This window comes from Nostoc sp. (assembly GCF_036917575.1).
Taxonomy (GTDB): Bacteria; Cyanobacteriota; Cyanobacteriia; order Cyanobacteriales; family Nostocaceae; genus Nostoc.
In genome coordinates this window covers 201,679-220,889 of the sequence record NZ_JBALDC010000070.1, presented here as the reverse complement: position 1 = coordinate 220,889, position 19,211 = coordinate 201,679, and the positions used below count along the sequence as shown (strand labels likewise).

Genomic DNA, 19,211 nt, shown 5'->3' with positions numbered 1-19,211 from the left:
TTTTAATGACAGTAATCTGCTGTCAGACTGGCTTAGTTATGTACGGACTGATTACCGCGATTCACTAAGCAACGAATCGCACTCTACGATTAGATTCTTGAACAAGTTGTTTAGAAATGTTGTGATTCAACCATTCTTGGAACCTCCGTTCTCGAAGAGAAAGCCTTCTCAAAAGTCGCCTAGACGACCGAGTGCGTTTGGATTGAACATTAGCCCTGACCTGACTGTAACAGTCACGAACCGATTGAATCTGTTTACCACTCCACGATTCACCCGTAGAAGTGGTAGCAATATCCCTTCTACCGAGATCGACTCCAATTACTTTGGGAGTCTTGCCAGTAGGTTGAGTTGGGATATCGACAACGAAATTGATAAAGTAATCTCCGCATTTAGTTTTATTGAGAGTTGCACTGGTTGGGGTTTGATCCCTAAGCAATGCAATCTGGTAGCCACCAATGGACAACTTAAATTCAACTCGTCCACACATCAAAGTCACCCCTACAGATTGGGTTTCTTCCTTATAAACAAAGGTGCGAACATCCAAACTGACAGAAGTGGGTCTAAATTTGTGGATTTGTTTAACTGCTTTTGCATTACCAATAACTCGTCGGATGGCTTGACAAACGTGGTTAGCCTTAAGTCCGGTAGCAACCCTTATTGGTTTGTAAACCAAGTGGTGAAGTTTGGTGGTATTCCAGCAATTCTCACGTTTAGCTACTTCCAATATCTGATTACAAGCATCTGCAAAACCCTCCATCGTGCGGTCAATTTCGCCACTAAAGTTAGGGAGTACTATAAGCTTGCATTTAACAGAGATGGGCTGAGTCATGATGCTATTGTAACTCATCCAAAGTTAGAAAATTTGACTGCGATTAAAATCGCATGAGCCGCTTCCCTCTCAGCCCTAAAGGGACTGAGTTTCCCGCATCCCACGTATTTCTATGACTAATGACTAATGACCGAAAACGCTTTCGTATACAAGCCCTTGAATTTATTTATGGGGACTATTAATTTTGAATTTTGTTAGCGTAGCGTTAGCGAGTCCGCGTTCGCTTTTAGCGTCTTGTAGAGAGCGTCATTTTGACTTTTGAATTCCCCCAAGGGGTTGACATCCGTCCATTATCACAGCAAATTAAGTTCGGTTATCCCGCTAGTTTTGGCAACAGAAGAGGGATTTTTAGCGTCACTATAGATGTAGTCAGCAATTTCGAGGAAGTTTAAATTTTTTTTATATAACGGCTGCTTTTAAATTATAATGATAGGTTTTATCTTAAGATAGATTACTATTTGCCTGATTTATCGTATCATAAATTAAGTAGAACTCATACCGACTTTGGTTTTGCCAATCGGTGTCAGTAATCGTCTAAGAGAAGGATCTCAAAAATAACCAGTGTGCTTATAAAAAATTGAAAATTTAGGGAAGTAGAGGAACCTATCATTGGGGGCTTACCGTCTTAACAACGGCTGTATCAATTAATTGTTTTTGGTCGCTCCCAATATTTCGAGATAGATGTACTACTTTTCCCATCCATTTTAGTAATAAAACATACATTATCTTTACGAAGTAGAGGACATCGCACCAATGCCTACTGTCAATACCCAAACAGAAAACCTTAACACCAAATTCACGGCTGATATGGTGCGAACCTATCTGCGAGAAATTGGTCGTGTACCACTGCTAACCCGCGAACAAGAAATTATCTTTGGGAAGCAAGTGCAACAAATGATGACGTTCATTGACGCCAAGGAAGTTTTGGCGAAGAAGTTGCAACGCGAACCGGATATTTCAGAGTGGGCGGATCACGTTAAACAATCGGAAACCGATGTGCAACAAACAGTGGCGCAAGGTAAGCGAGCAAAACAAAAAATGATCGAAGCGAATTTGCGCTTGGTCGTTGCTATTGCCAAAAAATACCAAAAGCGAAATATGGAGTTTCTGGATTTAATCCAGGAAGGAACACTAGGATTAGAGCGGGGTGTGGAGAAATTTGACCCAATGAGGGGTTACAAGTTCTCGACTTACGCTTACTGGTGGATTCGCCAAGCAATTACTCGGGCGATCGCTCAACAAGGTCGTACTATTCGCTTACCGATCCACATTACCGAGAAACTGAACAAAATCAAAAAAGTGCAGCGCGAGTTGGCTCAAACCTTGGGGCGATCGCCGACTCCAGCTGAAATTGCCAAAGAACTAGAATTAGAACCAACTCAGATTCGCGAGTATCTGAATATGGCTCGTCAACCAGTGTCTTTGGATGTGCGAGTTGGTGAGAACCAGGATACTGAGTTGCAAGAAATGCTCGAAGATGATGGCCCATCGCCAGAGTATTACACCAACCAGGAATTCTTACGCCAAGACTTGAACAATCTGCTAGCAGAACTAACCCCGCAACAGCGAGAAGTTGTAGGTTTACGCTTTGGTTTAGAAGATGGTAATGAAATGTCATTGGCAAAAGTCGGTGAGAGATTAAATCTCAGTCGCGAACGCGTCCGTCAGTTAGAGCATCAAGCTTTGGCTCATCTGCGTCGCCGTCGTGCCAATGTCAAAGAATACATTGCTAGCTAAAAATAGAGACGCGGAATTTCGCGTCTCTATACCACTTTGGTGATGCGCCTCCTGAATTCAGGGGGCGATTTTTTTATACTGAAAACCAGAAAAATGTGTGCTTGCTTCTCCGTAGGCGAATTTTTTATTGCTCAATTTTTATCAGTTTAAAGGTCAAAACGCTTTGAATTTGAAACCCCCATTCCCTACTAGTGAATGGGGGTTAGGTTTTTGAGGCTCAGATGTTAGCAATAATACTTTACAAAGAACCTCTTAAGAGAATTAGAGTGATCAAACTTTTTTCTACAATTGGAATGCTCCACTCGCAAGTGGATTTTTAACCTCCTTGGTTGTAGATACAAGAGTGTAAATTCAGATAAATAAAGCTGAGGAGCGAGCTAAAATTGCGTTGCTCTAAAGTCATAAAAGATTTGTAACTGTAGAGTTATTTCCCAACTGTAGTAGGACTAGACAAAGGTAAAATAATAGCTGGTTAACTGTACATTAGTCTGATCTTGAACTACTGCTAACAAGTCACCATCATTCTGATATATGAGTGTATCAAGGTCACTAGTTCCCTCATAATTTGCAGTACCAAGATAAAAAGAACTTGCACTTCCTTTCAGTTGGATATAGTCATTCGCAGGATTGTAGTCTTGTATCGTAGCGTAGCCAGATCCCTGATAATAGTTTCCATCATAGGATGTACCTAAAACAAACCTATCAAAGCCATCGCCACCATTTAAGATATCATATTCATAACTGTTGTAGGCAGTTGAGCTAGAACCGTATAAAGTATCGCTACCAGCTCCGCCATATAAGTTGTCACTACCAGAGCCTCCGTATAAGACGTCGTTACCTGTGTAACCATATAGGTAGTCATTGCCACTATCACCATAGAGGTAATCGTCGTTAGTATTGCCATAGATGGTATCATTTCCCTCATAACCATAAGCAAAATAACTTTCTGAACCAGTGTAGTTTTGATAATCATTTCCACTTGTACCGAAGTAGTAATCAGCCATGTCTTTGCCCTCAATAATTTGGTTACATTCTCGATCGCTCTGATCGTTAGATAGATTCTAAAGGGCTAGTATCAAGTTTGTCGGTCGGAAAAGGTCGGGAAAAGGTCGGGTTCTTTTTCGTAGATTTACGTAAACTTTTTACAAAAAATCAAGTTTATGGTGTGAATATTGTAGTGAGACTGTATTATTACCGAAAGAAATGACGGTTGAAGAAGCGATCGCAATAGTCGAGCAATTATTGGAACGTGGACGCTTAACGAGAGCGCAAGAGATTGTATTTCGCTACGCTTGGGAAGGGAAAACTTATCTAGAAATGGCGCGAGCAGTCACTTATGACCCCGGTCACATCAAAGACGTTGGCTCGGAATTATGGCGATCGCTCTCTCAAGCTTTGGGCGAAAAAGTTACCAAAAATAACCTGCAAGGAGTGCTGAAGCGAATCGCACAGCGACAACAGGACATAAACACTTCCTCAACCTTAGACTTTCAACCCTTTACGAACTATACAAATTGGGGGGAAGCAATCGACGTTTCCCAGTTCTATGGACGTACTACAGAATTAGAAACCCTCAGCCAATGGATTGTGAGAGATCGCGCTCGTGTAGTCACACTATTAGGTATGGGTGGTATGGGCAAAACCGCGCTCTCGGTGAAGTTAGCAGAACAATTGCAGGGAGAATTTGAATATGTGATTTGGCGATCGCTCCGACACGCACCTTTTTTTCACGACAAGATGAAGGAGTGCATCAAAATCCTTTCTGATCAACAACTTACCATATTGCCTGCTTCCCCCTATGAGCAAATTACTTGTTTAATCGATTATCTCCGCAAATATCGATGCTTGCTGATTCTGGATAATTTCGACACATTATTGGAGCAAGGTAAAGGGACAGGCTGTTACCGTGAGGGCTATAAACCCTACGGCGAACTTCTGTGGCGATTAGGAGAAACTGGGCATCAAAGCTCTGTCCTGCTCACCAGCCGGGAAAAACCTACTGAAGTCGCTGCCTTGGAAGGTGATGGTTTGCCAGTCCGTACCCTTGCTTTATCAGGATTAGAAGTCGCAGCCGGGCAAACAATTCTGAAACTCAAAGGGCTATCAGGCTCTGAGGACGAAACCCACCAACTGGTTGAGTGTTACGGTGGTAATCCCCTAGCTTTGAAAATTGCCGCCACTTCCATTCGGGACTTACATGAAGGTAACATCGTCTGCTTCTTTGCCGAAGGCACAACCGTATGTCAGGGCATTGGCAATCTTCTAGAACAACAATTCAAAAGACTCTCCACGTCTGAGCAGTTAGTGATGTACTGGCTGGCAATTAATCGGGGTAAGCTTTCCTCCACAGAATTGCAAACAGCTTTCACACCAATATTACCTAAGCCTAAGTTAATGTCAGTCCTTGAATCTTTACGCTGGCGTAGCTTGATAGAAAGCAATACTGGAGGATTCACACAGCAACCTGTGGTGATGGAATATGTGACAAAGTGCTTGATTGAGCAAGTCTGCGAGGAAATCATAACAGAATCACCGCAATATCTGCTGACTTATGCTTCGATGCAAGCCCAAGCAAAAGACTACATCCACAATAGTCAAATTCATCTGATTGTAAGACCTATCCTAAATCAACTACGAATAACCCTTGGCTCTGCTGATCAGCTTGAGGATAAACTTGACAGACTAGTTAGAAAGCTCCAAAATGAAAAACCCCATCCACAAGGGGATGAAGTTTTTAGGCATGGGGAATGGGATAAGGAGATAAGAGGGGGCGGGAACAAGGCAGACTCAAACCATGTTTGGGCAGTTGCGGTGCAGTCCAGATTGTCAACAAACGTTGAGACCAGCCCGCACTTATGAAGGCATGATTATTACTAGGGTGACAGGGTTGACTGAAGCAGAGGTAGTAACTTTAAAAACTTTAGGAGCGCTAGAAGTGGATTGATACAGCAGAATTCAGAATTGAGAATTCAGGAGTGTGTACTTACCAACTTGAAATCTGCTGTATATGTCCCAGTCCCTAATCCCCAGTTACCAGTTCATATCATGTTCGCTAGATTACTTATTAAACCTGAAGAACCCCACCCCGCCAAAGCTATACTTTGTCTCCCCTCCCGAAGAGCGGGGAGGGGCTGGGGGGTGGGGTGCAATGACTGTGAAAATCATAACTAATTATACGGACATGATATCACTTAGTTGAAAAACGTTTCAAATCTTGTAAAACTGCGGTGGCTGATTGATAGCGATCGCTAAAATGATAGCAAACCATTTTATCTAAAATTATTGCTAATTCTTCGCTGACTTGTACCGTTTGTCGCCACATCACATTCCCTGTTTCTGGATCTGGGTGGAGTTCTTGCGGTGGTATACCAGTTATGGCTTGAATGGCAATCATTCCTAAAGCATAAATGTCACTGCATAAGCGAGGATGACCGGCAAATTGTTCTGGAGGTGCATAACCCCGCGTCCCGATGGCTACTGTCGCTAATTCTGTTTGCTCGCTACTCGGCGGTTGCATCAATTTCACAGCACCAAAGTCAATCAATACCAGCCGATTATTTTGAGCGCATCTAATAATATTAGCTGGTTTGAGATCGCGATGAATCACTCGATGTTGATGAATAAATTCTAGAACTTCTAAAACTTGTTTGAGCATCTCAATCGCGAATGATTCGTTTTGCACATTTTGTACAGGTGGTAATTCTTCGCTTAAGGTATGTCCCTCAATATATTGTTGAATTAAATAGAATTCTTGGTTATCTTCAAAATAAGCAAGTAGTTCGGGAATCTGATGATGTTTACCCAAAGTTTCTAAAATTTCAGCTTCACTATGAAACAACCTGCGAGCCACTTGCAAAAATCGTGTATCTTGACGGGCTGGCATTAACTTTTTAACTACACAAGTAGGATTACCCGGTCGTTGACTATCCTGTGCTAAATAAGTCCGACCAAATCCACCTGCACCAAGAGTTTGAGAGATTTTGTAACGTCCACTCAAAAGCAAATCACCTGATTTTATTTCTGGTGAATCAACTGCGGAAAGAAAGTCAACAGAGGAATCGGGAAGTGCTGTTTTATCTTCTAAGAGTACATTTAATTGGGCGATCGCTTCTTGTTGTTTTTCAACTTGTAGAACAATCACCTGAGTTTGTCGTTGATTTTGGTAGCTAGTATAAGCAATTACACAGATACTACTAATTACCAAAGCAAGAGCAGAGGGAATTAATGGTATCCATCCAGCTTGCAAAAACAAAGCAATGCAGATTACTACTAAGCCAAGTAGAGTTGTTGCTTCCATCACTAGCAAAAGCAGCGGATTTTGCCACCGCCATGCTAAAAAACTACCTAATAGCGACCACCCCCACACCCAAATAAGTTCTGCCCAGTCGGGCCAATACCAAATCAAGGGTCGCCCATCCAACACTGTGCTGATGAGTTGACTTGCTATCTGTGCATGAAGAAACAGAGCAGACATTCTAGCTGGTTGATCTGGCAAAACGCTGTAGGGCGTATAAAAGCCACTTGGAGGAATATTAGCTGCCGTAGTGCCAATAATTACCAAACGGTCTTTGAATAAGTTGGAGTTGACTCGACCATTAAGAACATCTGTAAGGGTTACTTGGTCGGCGAAGCTGTTGGGGTGACGGTAATTTAATAATATTTGATAGCCCTGTGCATCCAAATGTTGGTAGCTACCAGAATTAGGTTGTAAACGCAAAAACAGGGTTTTACCTAATAGAAAATCTCCCTTTTTAGTGAAATCGTATTTAATACCTTGTTTTTCCAGATAATTAATTGCAATTAATGCACCAAATGCAAATGATGTTGTACATTTCTTGTCTGTAGAGTTGGCAAATAATAAACTGCGACGAAGAATTTGATCGTTTTCATTGTCAGCAACCACATCGCTAAATCCAACATTATCTATAGGGACATTCGGCGGCGGTGGAATTTCATCTCTACCCAAGCTGCTGAATAAACAGGTAGTGACAATGTTATCTTGATTTTGAAAATTAGCTGCCAAATTATTATCTTCTGGTCGGAAAAGATATAAACCAACAATTCGCGGTTGATAAGACTCTATTTTTTTTAATAGCTGATTGATTGTTTGATCTGATAGAGGCCATTTCTCTTGTTTGAGATCCTTATCAGTAATTGTTACTAGCAAAATCCGCCGATCGGGTGCTTGTGCGGGACGCGATCGCAACATTTGGTCATAAACTCTTAACTCCCAAGGCTCTAACCATTTGAGTTCCCGAACTCCCCAGATAAAAGCGGTGACTCCTACACTGGTAACAAAAATAATTTGCCGCCAGCTTTTGCTCTTAGAAGATTCACGGGAATCCTGAACTTTGACAAAAGGTACACGGAGTTTTTCTAATAGTCCACTAATCACGGCGTTGAGGCGGTAGCCTGAATTGGGTAGATGTTGCAAACGCAGAAGTTAATTTTCGGAATTTAGGTTAAAAGCTAGTTAACCTGAAGCTTTTATTAATGTAGCAATTTACTCGCTAGTTAAAGACTTTGATGTATTCCTACTTTTAACGCCTAGCCTGAACCATAGAATAAGACAAGCACTAATCATCTGTTTGAGATGTTTGAACATCTTCAACAGGACTGGTAATTGGGAAAGAAATCGGATTAGTAGATGGAGTTAGTGAATCTAACTGTGGTTGTTCAAGTGATGCTTCAATGCTTGAATCAGCAAAATAGGAGCCGACAATTTTATCATAGTTAGAAGCAACAGCTAAAAAAGCGCCACCCAAAATATAGATAGGTAATGGCAAATTAAATTCTTGCAACCAGTCAAACAGTTCCGCCAAGGCAAACAACACCAAAAAGCAGGCAAGCCAAACTTTCATATTCTTATCCCCTGAATTGAAACAATTCTATTACTAGCTTAAATAGCTTGCATGATAGTTGATGTAATACATAATCACCAACTTACAAAAAAGCAGACAGGCAAAGGAGAAAATAATTTTTGCTACAAACCCCACCCTTCGTAGACAATCTTCTTGATAACCTCTCTAACCTTAGATGGTTGCAGTTAGAGCTATAGCATCTGTTATATTGCATTAGAAAAATAAAAATATATTTAAATTGAGCTTATGCAAGTCGGTACGATAAAACCAAACTATTTGAAGAAAAGTTAACTAGACTAAAACCCTCTTTCCTCTTCCCTCCTGCCTCCTGCCTCCTGCCTCATCCTAACTACAAATATTTACGCCGTTCTAATTATTACAGCAGATGAGAGAACCCGATGAATCGCTTTTAGCCAAATACTTTTAAAATGAGTGAGAACCTGAAAGCTCAAGAGGTTATTGAATTGCAGCAATATTTGAGCGAACAGCAAGCTGCACTGCGCGATAGTGAAGCACGTTACCGTTCACTGGCAGAGGCAAGCGCATCAATTGTCTGGAGGGCAGCACCTTGGGGCAATGTTGTTGCTGATATTCCAACTTGGCAGGCGTTCACAGGGCAAAGTCCCGAACAATATAAAGGATGGGGTTGGGTTGGGGCAGTGCACCCAGAAGATCGTGCCTCGATCGCAGAAATTTGGAAACAGGCATTTCCTACACGCAGCGTTGCAGTTGCCGAGTATCGAGTTCTGCGGCATGACGGCGAATACCGTTATATGAATATACGCGGTGTGCCGATACTTGACGAAACAGGCGAAATCCGCGAATGGGTAGGAATGTGCGTCGATATTACCGAACACAAACAAGCTGAGGCCAAATTGCGCGAAAGTGAAGCGCGTTTTCGGCTGCTGGCTGAGAATTCAACTGATATTATTTCCCGCCATACAGTCGATGGAATTCTTCTCTACGTTTCACCAGCTTGCTACACAGTGCTGGGATATCAACCAGAGGAATTAGTCGGTCATCCTAGCCATGAGTTAATTCACCCTGACGATTTGGTAGAGATTGCCAGGAATTACCCAGTCAATGGCGATTTACTAGATATTTATACCATTACTCACCGTGCGCGTCACAAAGACGGACATTATATCTGGTTGGAAGCAACTATTCGAGCGATTCGCGATCGCCAAACTCAAAAAATTTTAGAGATGCAAGCGTCTTCACGAAATATTACTAAGCGCAAGCAGGTGGAAGAAGAACAGCGTTTTCTGGCTGAGGCTAGTGAAATTTTGGCTGCATCATTGGATTACGAGACAACCTTAGCAGGTTTAGTGCGTTTGGCTGTGCCGGAAATCGCTGATTGGTGCTTAGTTGATATTATTAGTGACAATCAATTACTCTGTCGGGTTGCAGCAGCCCATGCCAATCCAGAGAAACAAGAATTAGTAGAACAGTTACAAGATTATCCGCCTGATTTGACCGAAACAGCAGGTATTGCGAAGGTAATACAGACAGGCAAATCACACATTACTCATTTTATTTCTGAGGAACAGATCCAAGGGTTAACCCACAACGCTAGTCACTTGAAAATATTGCAAGAATTAAATCCGACATCTGGTATGAGTGTACCGCTAATCCTTCGGGGACGGGTGTTGGGAGTTATGACTTTGGTATCTTCTTCAAATCGTCGCTACGACACCAAAAGCCTGATGTTAGCTGAGGAGTTAGCTGGACGGGCAGCGATCGCAGTTGATAATGCCCGACTATACAGAGAAGCACAGCAATCTCAACAGGCGGCTTTACTCGCAACATCTCGCATTGCCCGTCTGCAAGCGATTACTGCTACCCTTGCTGAATCTTTAACTCCAACACAAGTCGCTGAAGTAATTGTAAAGCAAGGTATGGCAGTCGGAGCTAGTTCTGTTTTTGTCGCACTATTGACTGAAAGCGGCACTGAATTAGAAATTGTCCGAACTGTTGGCGATCAACAAGAAATAATCGATTCATCGCGTCGATTCTCGATTAATGCATCCGCGCCAGTGGCAGAAGCAGTCAGAACTAAGCAACCTATTTGGCAACAGCCAACCGAAACAAGGCTAGCTCGTTACTCAAATCTAGCTCAGGAATACGCCCAGTACAACTACGACGCTTGGATTTCGATTCCATTGATCATTGAGGGACGAGCTATCGGGGGAATGTCTTTAGCTTTTACCGAAATTCAGAAATTTAATCAAGATGATCGAGCCTTTATGCTGGCACTAGCACAGCAGTGCGCTCAAGCGATGGAACGTGCCCGTTTATATGAGGCAGAGCAAACTGCCCGGAAGTCAGCAGAAAACGCCAACCGCATAAAAGACGAGTTTCTGGCAGTACTTTCTCATGAATTGCGATCGCCACTCAACCCAATTTTAGGTTGGTCAAAGCTACTCCAAACCAAAAAACTTGATGAAAAGACAATTCCTCAAGCGCTGAAGACTATTGAGCGAAATGCGAAATTACAGGCTAAACTGATTGAAGACTTACTGGATATCTCCCGGATTTTACAAGGTAAAATCAGCTTGAATATCTACCCAGTCGATCTAGCATCTGTGATTTCGGCAGCAATGGAGACAGTGCGGCTATCGGCAGAAGCTAAGTCAATTGAGATGCACATCAGCTTGGAACCAAATTTGGGACAAGTTTTGGGAGACTCCAGCCGATTGCAGCAAATCGTTTGGAACCTGCTCTCAAATGCGGTTAAGTTTACACCAGAGGGCGGACAAGTTGATATTCGATTATCATCATGTTCTAAGTCAAATTCCAACTCAGCAATCATTCAAGTCAGCGACACAGGGAAAGGTATCGACCCCAATTTTCTGCCTTACGTGTTTGAATATTTTCGCCAAGAGAACAGCAGCACCACCAGAAAATTTGGTGGATTGGGGTTAGGATTAGCGATTGTCCATCACTTAGTCGAACTGCATGGTGGGACAGTCCAGGTAGAAAGCGAAGGCGAAGAGCGGGGGGCAACTTTTACTGTCAGATTACCGTTAATCCAAAATAAATTAGAGATTAAACAAGACAGTAGCAATTCTGAGCCATCCTCAAATTTGAATGGTGTGAAAATTTTAGTAGTGGATGATGATACAGATACGCGAGAATTTATTACCTTCTTACTAGAAGAGTATGGGGCAAATGTGACAGCAGTAACATCAGCCAATGAAGCTCTAGCGACTTTAGCCCAATCCTTGCCAGATATACTTTTAAGCGATATCGGGATGCCAGAAGTGGATGGCTGTATGTTCATGCGGCAGTTGAGAACACTGCCACCAGAGCAGGGAGGGCAAATTCGAGCGATCGCACTTACTGCCTATGCTGGAGAAATGAACGCCCAACAGGTGTTAAGAGCCGGATTTAACAAGCATATTGCCAAACCAGTAGAGCCAAGCGAGTTGGTAGATGCGATCGCTACCTTAATCGCTGAATAAACCTGCTACCTGTTCACCGTTACTTGATACGTTGAGTGGAACATTTTAGTCCCAAATCATATTTGTAAAAAGATTTGCGATCGCTTGTTCCTTCCTTGGTTTTTACTTAACCAGACAATAGGCTTAACAAGTTAGTTAAACAACTTGTTAAGCCCCTTGTTGAAGTTAGGCAAACTTCCGCTACAGTGTAATAGCTAGCCAAGTTAATAGCTGAATAAACCTACTACTTGTTTACCGTTACTTGATATTATCAGGAATGATTGCTTTATATGTTATATCAGAAAGAATCCCTTGTTTGATATCAATCTTACGCGAGATGACTTTTTCTGCAAAATAGAAATCAGCAACGCCCTGCTGTTCGGCAATGATCGCAGGTGTAATTTTTCTCAATTTATAAGTACGACGGCTTGCCACCTTTAGTGCAACTGCTGGATCTAATTTCTGTTCATCAGCTAAAATTTTGGCGTAATCGCTTGGGTCTTTTTCAGCCGCTTCTCCTACCTTCTCTGCTTCCTCTAAAAATACTCGCACCAATTGCGGATTTTGGGTGACAAATGCACGCCTGCCAATATAAAACCCGTTGAGAGTGTTAATTCCTTTTGCATTTCTCAGATTCCGAATCGGGGTAGTCTTTTCTACAGCAGCTAAAAGGGGATCGCCACCCACCCAGGCGTCAGCCTTATCTTGAATGAAGGCATCACGAGCATCAGTCGGAGTCAAAGCAACGATTTGAATATCGCTAATTTTTAACCCTACCTCTTGCAACGCTTTTGCTAGTAAATATTGTGCATTCGACCCTACCTGAAAAGCAATTTTCTTACCTTTAAGATCCGCTACTTTCTTAATGGGAGAATTAGCTTTCACCACAATACCTTGGTTTGTACCATCGGTGGGCGTGCGTCCAGTAAGATAGACAACTTCAGGGATCAGGCCTGGGCGTGCAGCTTGGTCAAATATTGGAGGTGTCTCTCCCACAGTACCGATATCCACCTTACCTTCATCCAGCGCTTTTATCAATTGCGGCCCTGCTGCAAATGGTCCAACCCAATTCACGGTTATACCCAATGCTTTGAAACGTGGCTCAACAGTTTTTTTGGACTTGACAATATCACCAGAAGCTTGATATGCCAAGTTAATTACTTTGGCTGTCTGCGCTTGGGTGCTTTGCACAAGGCTACCCACCAAAGAAGATGATAAAGTAAACAGTCCCAATGCTGAATATTGGACAATACGCTTTAAAACTGTACGGCGTTGTGGTTGAAATGGCTTGTTCATCAGTTGTGATTTTCCTTGTAAGTTTTAACTTTTACGTTGTCAGTCTTACTTTCTTTCAGCAAGTAAGATAATAGGAAGTTGCTATTTAAACCTCCTAAAACACCAATTTATGAAGAAAATTTGAGATTATGCTAATTTAAAAAATCTGCTTTTTCATCTAGTAAATTGGTATTCTAGTTTGTTTAAAAAAACAAACTTCATATCTAACTATTCTCTACTTTTCACTTATCAGTGTTGGTGGAGTAATAGCTGCATATTCTTGAGGCGTGAGCAATGCTTCTTTAACATCAATCTTTTTTGGTAATATTTTTTCGTTATAGAACAAATCAGCAACACTCTGTTGAGATTGCATTAGTTCTGAAGTAATTCCTCTTAAGCGATAAGTAGCACGGCTAGAAATTACTTCTTGAATAGGTAAATCAATTTTGAGTACAGGTGCTATGAGTTTGGCTGCTTCTTTACGATTCGCTTCTGCCCATTGACCATTTTTATCAATTTCTTCTAGAATGATCCGAACTAAGTCGGGATTTTCTTTAGTAAACTCACGTGTTCCAATGTAATATCCGCCTGGAGTGCCAATATTTGTAGCATCTCGCAATACACGCGCACCATAGAGTTTTTCTACCAAAGCTAAATGAGGATCGCCAGTTACCCAAACTGGAATAGTCCCTTGAATAAATGCACCACGGGCTTCAACATTGGGCATACTCAGAACTTTTATATCACTATATTTTAGATTTACCTCTTCTAAGGCTTTGATAATAAAATAGTGAGAAGCCGAACCTTTTTGAAAGACTACTTTTTGACCTTTAATTTCAGCTAAAGTTTTAATTGGAGAATTTTTAGGAACTGCGATCGCACTACCTTTACCAGAATTAGGGCCAAGTCTTCTACCAGCCAAATAGATAATTTTTGCACCCGCAGCTTGGGCAAAGATTGGAGGCGTTTCGCCAACTGAGCCAATATCAATTTTGCCCACATTCATCGCTTCCATAAGTTGTGGCCCTTGAGCAAATTGTGACCACTGGACTTTCAAGCCCAAAGGCTCCAAACGTTTTTCTAAAACTCCTCTGACTCTAACTAAATCACCAGAGCTTTGATACCCTATTCGCAGTAACTTTGTTTTCAAAGTTATAGTTTTAGCCCCTGCTGGTTCTGCTTTCGGTTCAGTTCCTGTATTTGTGTTAGATACAGTTGGCGTACAACTGATTAAAGTAGTAGATACTATAAAACTAGGTATTGTAAACAAGGCAAGTTTACTGATGACTGTTGTCTTATTCACGAAAAATTTAAACATTTTTTCACCTCAAGTTTTGATGGAATACTGCTATAGAACCATCATTTAATAATTGAAAATATTCAATTGTTTCAAGTTAATTACAATGATTTACTTATTAGATTTAATTGAATCAGGTGTGAATGCTGCATATTCTTTTGGAGTAAGTACTCCATCTTTGACATTAACTTTTTTTGGTAGAAGTCTTTGTGCATACCACAAATCAGCTATTTGTTGTTGTTTTTTGATAACTTCATCGGTGATTGGTAGCAAACCATAAGCTGCTTTACTATGAATTGTTTTGAGAGTAGGTACATCAATACCAACGTCACCAGTCTCAAGTTCTGCTAACTTATCAATATTTTTCTGCGACCAATCTTCAGCTTTGGTAAACTCATCTAGAAAAACTTTAAGAATATCAGGATGCTCTTTGGCAAATTTACGTGAGGTAGTATAAAAGCTACCAAGATCCTGAAGCCCTTGTCCATCTATTAATACACGACCAAGATTTTTTTGGACATTTCTGGTAATGTAAGGTTCCCAAACTACCCAAACATCAATTCCTCCTTGACTAAAAGCTACATTTGCATCTGGAGGTGGGAGATAAAGAGATTTTATATCACTTAATTTTAGTCCCTCTTTTTGTAATGCTTTTAGTAAAACATAGTGGGCGATAGAGGCTTTTTGATAGGAGATTTTTTTGCCCTTAAAATCAGCAACACTTTTAATCGGAGAGTTTTTTGGTACTAAAAAAGAAACTGCTCTACCATTAAATCTAGTTGTTGCAATATACACAAGAGGTGTACCTGCGGCTTGAGCAAATATCGGTGGTGATTCAGCTGTAGCTGCGATGTCAAGGGAACCAGCATTTAACGCTTCTAAAGCTTGCGGCCCAGCAGCAAATTCTAGCCACTTTACAGTAAAATTCTTTGCTGCCAAACTTTTTTCTAGAGTTCCTTGCTTTCTCATCACTGCAAGAGAACCAAGCTTAGAAGAAACAACTCGTAGTTCTTGTTTTTGGGGAGTATTAGAAACTGTTTGACTTTGAGATTGTGTACTAATTGAGGATAGTTCGTTTTGATTAGTTTTAGTTTCTTGGCTACAACCAACCATGCTCATTGGTATGGTAAGAGTGCAAGCAGCCATTAATATAGATATATGTTTAGGCTCAATTTTATATTTGGCTTCTATAGGTTTAGTATTTAGACTATACTCACATACCGTATTAGTATTTTTTATTTTTGATTGTAGTAGCTCTTTATTGCCAAACAAATTTAGCCTTTGCAAAAAACTCAAAAGCATCATAATATTTCTTATAGTTAAATTTTATAATTATTGTAGTTGCGTTTTGAATGAGTGCTAGCAACTATCAATTTCAGTCTAAAGTGTATCAAGTTTAGCTTGAGAATAAAGTGTTAATAAACACTTGTTTTGAAACAAAAAATATTTTTTTACTATTTTTAATTTACAAGCATAAAGTATGATTTTCAGACAACTTTTATTGGTCAATAGTCCAGAATCACTCTTGACTATTGACCAATAAAATGTATATTTAAATGCCTATTAGCTTAATCTTCTGAGTTATAAATCCTAAAAGGGACGACTACCTGCAAGGCTAACCCGCTTTAATACTCGTCGCTCATTGGGATTGAATGCTTGGCGGTAATGTAAGGTAGCTTGATTATCCCAGTAGACAATATCGCCTACAGACCATTTGTGTTGGTAGTAGAATTTGGGTTGATTTAGATGTTGCCTTAACTGTTCAATCAGTTTAGCTCCTTCTTCTGGCTCTAAGCCGACAATTTCCACTTCTGTAGCAGCATCTAAGTAAAGATGCTTTTTACCACTCTCTGGATGTGTTCTAACTAAAGGATGGGGAAAAACAGGACTGATTAAAGGAATATTCTTATCCAAACGATACAAAGGGCGCGGTGCATTCCGGTCTTGTAAGAATGGGTTGTAGGTAATTAGCTGTAAATCTGCAATCCGTTCTTTGGTGGCTTCATCTAATGCCTGATATGCCAAATTGGTATTTAACCAATAAGTATCTCCACCTTGAGAAGGTATTTCCAAAGCATAAAGAAGCGAACCGCTAGATGGGGTAGGAGTCCATTTGTGGTCAGAATGGAAAGTCAGTTCTCCAGTACCGGTATAGCCGCCATCGACGTTGGAAATGGGAATCACCACTGGGGTTTCTCCCGGTTTAGAAGCTAAGACTGGAGTTTCATCAGATGGTACAAACAGTGCGCCAAAGTAGAGAGCGAAGTTCAAAAGCTGTTTATCAGAGAGCTTTTGGTCTTTGAATATTAAAATGTGGCGATCGCGCAGTGCTTGCTTCAGTTGTAATATAACTTCAGGTGCGATCGCTTGATTGGCATCAAAATCGGTAACTATAGCTCCCAAAGGGGCATCAATAGCACTAATTTTAACCTTTGTCAAAGTCGAGGTAGGCATAATACTCTCCTGTGCTTTAATTTTTTATTCAGATAATTACTTATTCGCTAGAACATCAGAGGGAGTAATTTTGGCGTACTCTTCAGGCGTTAAAAAGCCATCTTTAACATTTACCTTTTTGGGGATAAGTCCGAGGCTGTACCACTTATCTGCAACTTCCTGTTGCTTGATAATAGTTTTCTCGGTAATTGGTACTAGCCCATAATCATATTTCTTATGCATTGTTTCTAAAGTTGGCGGATCTAGCTGGGTTACAGGAGCAAGCAGTTGTGCTACTTCTTTGGGATGATCCTTAGTCCAGATTTCTTTCTTTTCTAGCTCCTCTAAAAAAACTTTGATGACATCAGGATGAGCCTGATAAAATTGGCGTGAGGTTGAGTAAAAGTTACCCGTATCCCTCAACTTTCCGCCATCTGCTAAAACACGAGCGATTTTATTTTGTACATTTCTAGTAGCAAATGGCTCCCAAATATACCAAGCATCCACTTTATTCTGACTGAATGCCGCATTTGCATCTGCCGGTGGTAAAAAAACTGATTTGACATCGCTCAGTTTCAACCCTGCATCTTCTAATGCTTTAACTAATAAATAGTGACCAATGGAAGCTTTCTGAAAAGCTACTTTTTTACCCTTCAAATCGCTAACAGTTTTAATCGGAGAGTTTGCAGGAACTAAAAGTGAAATAGATTTACCACTAGGGTGTGTAGTAGCTAGATAAACAATAGGCACTCCTGCTGCTTGGGAAAATACAGGAGGCGATTCGGCTGTAGATGCAATATCCAATCCATTTGCATTTAGGGCTTCTAGCTGTTGTGGCCCAGCCGCAAACTCAGTCCACTGCACTTTAAAACCTAGAGGCTCTAATCGCTTTTCTAAGGAACCTTCTTTTTCTAAAACTGCTAAAGGGGTAAGTTGTTTTGAACGTACAATCCGCACTACTTGTACTTGTTTATCAGTTGACTTCTCTGTAGTGCTAGAAACTACAGATTCAGGAGAAACTGTTGACTGTTGAGCATTATTTTTGGCTTCACCACAACTTGATAGAGTCGTAGATAGCATTAAGCAGTAGCCCAAAGCAAATAATAAAGAACGACGTGTTGTTCTTGGGCTTTTTCTGAATTCAAACTTTCCTTTTAAAGCTGGCATGGGTTGTTTTATTGATTTTCCTCTAGGTGGTTAAAACAGTGATGATTAATTGCAATATCAAAAAACAAAAAATCTTTTTTATTAAGTTATTTCTAAATTAAAATAAATAATTTTTAAATTTTATCTATGAAATTAAGAAAGAGAGTGGGTAGAACCCACCCTGAAACGACTCGAGGAACTGAGAATTTAATAGTTAGGAGGCAAAAATGTAGGAAGTGGAGTGAGAAAGACTCACTCCGATGTTGTGCTAGTGGAAGATTGAAATTTGTGAATAGAACTCTGTTTTATTTGCGTGCTATTTTACTAGTGCTTCCAAGCGACTAGGATTGTAGCTTTGAGTTCTTCTATAAAATGTCCAGACGGCTCAACTGCTAGTAGTGCTTCTCTAAGATCCTTTTCAAATGCTGGAGCGTTATCGCCGTAGAAAATTTTCAGAGAGAAAGCTGTAGTATATAAGTAGCCAAGATAGCTATCGACAGTCCAAGATTTTTCAAATAGCACTTCATAGGTTTCTTGACGAGCAAAAGCAGAATTGCCAATTACGACTTCATGGGGAGGATCGACTGGCTTACGAATGCCTTGTCCTCGTAAGCCAGTTCGGCGTTCTTCACCTAACCATTTTTTCACTACTCCAACAGCAGCTTGTTTCCAAGGTAGATTACTTTCCCAAGGATTATCACTAGTTTGAAGCAGTGCTAATCCACCATCATCAGCAAGCAATTCATAAAGGCTCTCAAGCACTAGTTCGCGTTCCATCCAGTGGAAGGCTCTACCAATGGTGGCTAACTTAAATTTCCCTAAACTAGAGTCGATGAATTCGGCTCCTTGTTCTAACCAAGTAATATTATCCGCTCCGACTGCTGCTGCTTGCTGTTTGGCTTCTGCAATCATATCGGGATCAGGATCGATCGCCACAACTTCCTCAAATCTGGTTCGCAGACCAATTGAAATTAATCCTGGCCCAGTACCTAAATCAAGGAGTCGTCCTTCACCATTGAGATGAAATATTTCGGTCAGTTTGTCGAATACAACTGATGGGTATTTGGTTCTATATTGAGCGTAGCCCTCTGCGGCTCCCTCAAATAAACTTGGGTCATAGGTAGGAAGTGTTTTTAGTTGAGTCATATCAATTTTGGATTTTAGGTTGGTAAAAGGGAGTAGGCGCAGAG

General features: G+C 40.9%; 14 protein-coding genes. 4 read left to right on the top strand and 10 right to left on the bottom strand.

Annotated features, from left to right (window positions below):
* Window positions 1-64 precede the first annotated feature (64 nt).
* Complete coding sequence (locus tag V7K79_RS20635; RefSeq protein ID WP_335049899.1) at window positions 65-829, bottom strand: transposase; 765 nt, start codon at window positions 827-829, stop codon at window positions 65-67.
* Window positions 830-1,080: 251 nt separating this feature from the next.
* Here V7K79_RS20635 and V7K79_RS20630 point away from each other — a divergent pair, with 251 nt between their 5' ends.
* Window positions 1,081-1,221, top strand: a complete 141-nt coding sequence (locus V7K79_RS20630) for a hypothetical protein (protein WP_335049897.1) — start codon at window positions 1,081-1,083, stop codon at window positions 1,219-1,221.
* A 361-nt stretch (window positions 1,222-1,582) separates the two neighbouring features.
* Complete coding sequence (locus tag V7K79_RS20625; RefSeq protein WP_335049895.1) at window positions 1,583-2,566, top strand: RNA polymerase sigma factor, RpoD/SigA family; 984 nt, start codon at window positions 1,583-1,585, stop codon at window positions 2,564-2,566.
* A 446-nt stretch (window positions 2,567-3,012) separates the two neighbouring features.
* On the opposite strand, the gene V7K79_RS20620 is transcribed toward V7K79_RS20625, so the two are convergent.
* Window positions 3,013-3,570 carry a calcium-binding protein gene (locus tag V7K79_RS20620; RefSeq protein ID WP_335049893.1) on the bottom strand — a complete coding sequence of 186 codons (558 nt, stop codon included), beginning with the start codon at window positions 3,568-3,570 and terminating at the stop codon, window positions 3,013-3,015.
* Window positions 3,571-3,769: 199 nt separating this feature from the next.
* On the opposite strand from V7K79_RS20620, the gene V7K79_RS20615 reads away from it, so the two are divergent.
* Complete coding sequence (locus tag V7K79_RS20615; RefSeq protein WP_335049891.1) at window positions 3,770-5,425, top strand: NB-ARC domain-containing protein; 1,656 nt, start codon at window positions 3,770-3,772, stop codon at window positions 5,423-5,425.
* A gap of 328 nt (window positions 5,426-5,753) precedes the next feature.
* Here the strand turns inward: V7K79_RS20615 and V7K79_RS20610 are convergent, their stop codons facing one another.
* Window positions 5,754-7,961 (bottom strand): CHASE2 domain-containing protein, encoded by a 2,208-nt coding sequence (locus V7K79_RS20610; RefSeq protein WP_335049910.1) that lies wholly within the window; start codon window positions 7,959-7,961, stop codon window positions 5,754-5,756.
* Between the two features lie 181 nt (window positions 7,962-8,142).
* Complete coding sequence (locus V7K79_RS20605) at window positions 8,143-8,427, bottom strand: hypothetical protein (RefSeq protein ID WP_335049890.1); 285 nt, start codon at window positions 8,425-8,427, stop codon at window positions 8,143-8,145.
* Between the two features lie 428 nt (window positions 8,428-8,855).
* On the opposite strand from V7K79_RS20605, the gene V7K79_RS20600 reads away from it, so the two are divergent.
* Window positions 8,856-11,891, top strand: a complete 3,036-nt coding sequence (locus tag V7K79_RS20600) for a hybrid sensor histidine kinase/response regulator (RefSeq protein ID WP_335049888.1) — start codon at window positions 8,856-8,858, stop codon at window positions 11,889-11,891.
* Window positions 11,892-12,128: 237 nt separating this feature from the next.
* Here the strand turns inward: V7K79_RS20600 and V7K79_RS20595 are convergent, their stop codons facing one another.
* The 6 genes from V7K79_RS20595 to V7K79_RS20570 all read right to left on the bottom strand — a co-directional run bounded on the left by V7K79_RS20595 (window position 12,129) and on the right by V7K79_RS20570 (window position 19,167).
* Window positions 12,129-13,166, bottom strand: a complete 1,038-nt coding sequence (locus tag V7K79_RS20595) for an aliphatic sulfonate ABC transporter substrate-binding protein (protein WP_335049886.1) — start codon at window positions 13,164-13,166, stop codon at window positions 12,129-12,131.
* Between the two features lie 214 nt (window positions 13,167-13,380).
* Window positions 13,381-14,463, bottom strand: a complete 1,083-nt coding sequence (locus tag V7K79_RS20590; RefSeq protein ID WP_335049884.1) for a sulfonate ABC transporter substrate-binding protein — start codon at window positions 14,461-14,463, stop codon at window positions 13,381-13,383.
* 90 nt (window positions 14,464-14,553) lie between these two features.
* On the bottom strand, window positions 14,554-15,588 hold the full coding sequence (locus tag V7K79_RS20585) for an aliphatic sulfonate ABC transporter substrate-binding protein (RefSeq protein WP_335049883.1): 1,035 nt from the start codon (window positions 15,586-15,588) through the stop codon (window positions 14,554-14,556).
* Window positions 15,589-16,032: 444 nt separating this feature from the next.
* Window positions 16,033-16,896 (bottom strand): TauD/TfdA dioxygenase family protein, encoded by an 864-nt coding sequence (locus tag V7K79_RS20580; protein ID WP_335049881.1) that lies wholly within the window; start codon window positions 16,894-16,896, stop codon window positions 16,033-16,035.
* Window positions 16,897-16,932: 36 nt separating this feature from the next.
* The gene (locus V7K79_RS20575; protein WP_335049879.1) at window positions 16,933-18,042 is read right to left on the bottom strand and encodes an aliphatic sulfonate ABC transporter substrate-binding protein; all 1,110 of its coding nucleotides are present in this window, start codon (window positions 18,040-18,042) and stop codon (window positions 16,933-16,935) included.
* A 303-nt stretch (window positions 18,043-18,345) separates the two neighbouring features.
* Window positions 18,346-19,167 (bottom strand): class I SAM-dependent methyltransferase, encoded by an 822-nt coding sequence (locus V7K79_RS20570; protein WP_335049877.1) that lies wholly within the window; start codon window positions 19,165-19,167, stop codon window positions 18,346-18,348.
* Window positions 19,168-19,211: the final 44 nt, after the last annotated feature.

Bases quoted from the DNA above. Each gene is read 5' to 3' on its own strand.
- V7K79_RS20635 (WP_335049899.1), bottom strand. From the start codon at position 829: ATGACTCAGCCCATCTCTGTTAAATGCAAGCTTATAGTACTCCCTAAC.
- V7K79_RS20625 (WP_335049895.1), top strand. From the start codon at position 1,583: ATGCCTACTGTCAATACCCAAACAGAAAACCTTAACACCAAATTCACG.
- V7K79_RS20620 (WP_335049893.1), bottom strand. From the start codon at position 3,570: ATGGCTGATTACTACTTCGGTACAAGTGGAAATGATTATCAAAACTAC.
- V7K79_RS20615 (WP_335049891.1), top strand. From the start codon at position 3,770: ATGACGGTTGAAGAAGCGATCGCAATAGTCGAGCAATTATTGGAACGT.
- V7K79_RS20605 (WP_335049890.1), bottom strand. From the start codon at position 8,427: ATGAAAGTTTGGCTTGCCTGCTTTTTGGTGTTGTTTGCCTTGGCGGAA.
- V7K79_RS20600 (WP_335049888.1), top strand. From the start codon at position 8,856: ATGAGTGAGAACCTGAAAGCTCAAGAGGTTATTGAATTGCAGCAATAT.
- V7K79_RS20595 (WP_335049886.1), bottom strand. From the start codon at position 13,166: ATGAACAAGCCATTTCAACCACAACGCCGTACAGTTTTAAAGCGTATT.
- V7K79_RS20590 (WP_335049884.1), bottom strand. From the start codon at position 14,463: ATGTTTAAATTTTTCGTGAATAAGACAACAGTCATCAGTAAACTTGCC.
- V7K79_RS20585 (WP_335049883.1), bottom strand. From the start codon at position 15,588: ATGGCTGCTTGCACTCTTACCATACCAATGAGCATGGTTGGTTGTAGC.
- V7K79_RS20580 (WP_335049881.1), bottom strand. From the start codon at position 16,896: ATGCCTACCTCGACTTTGACAAAGGTTAAAATTAGTGCTATTGATGCC.
- V7K79_RS20575 (WP_335049879.1), bottom strand. From the start codon at position 18,042: ATGCCAGCTTTAAAAGGAAAGTTTGAATTCAGAAAAAGCCCAAGAACA.
- V7K79_RS20570 (WP_335049877.1), bottom strand. From the start codon at position 19,167: ATGACTCAACTAAAAACACTTCCTACCTATGACCCAAGTTTATTTGAG.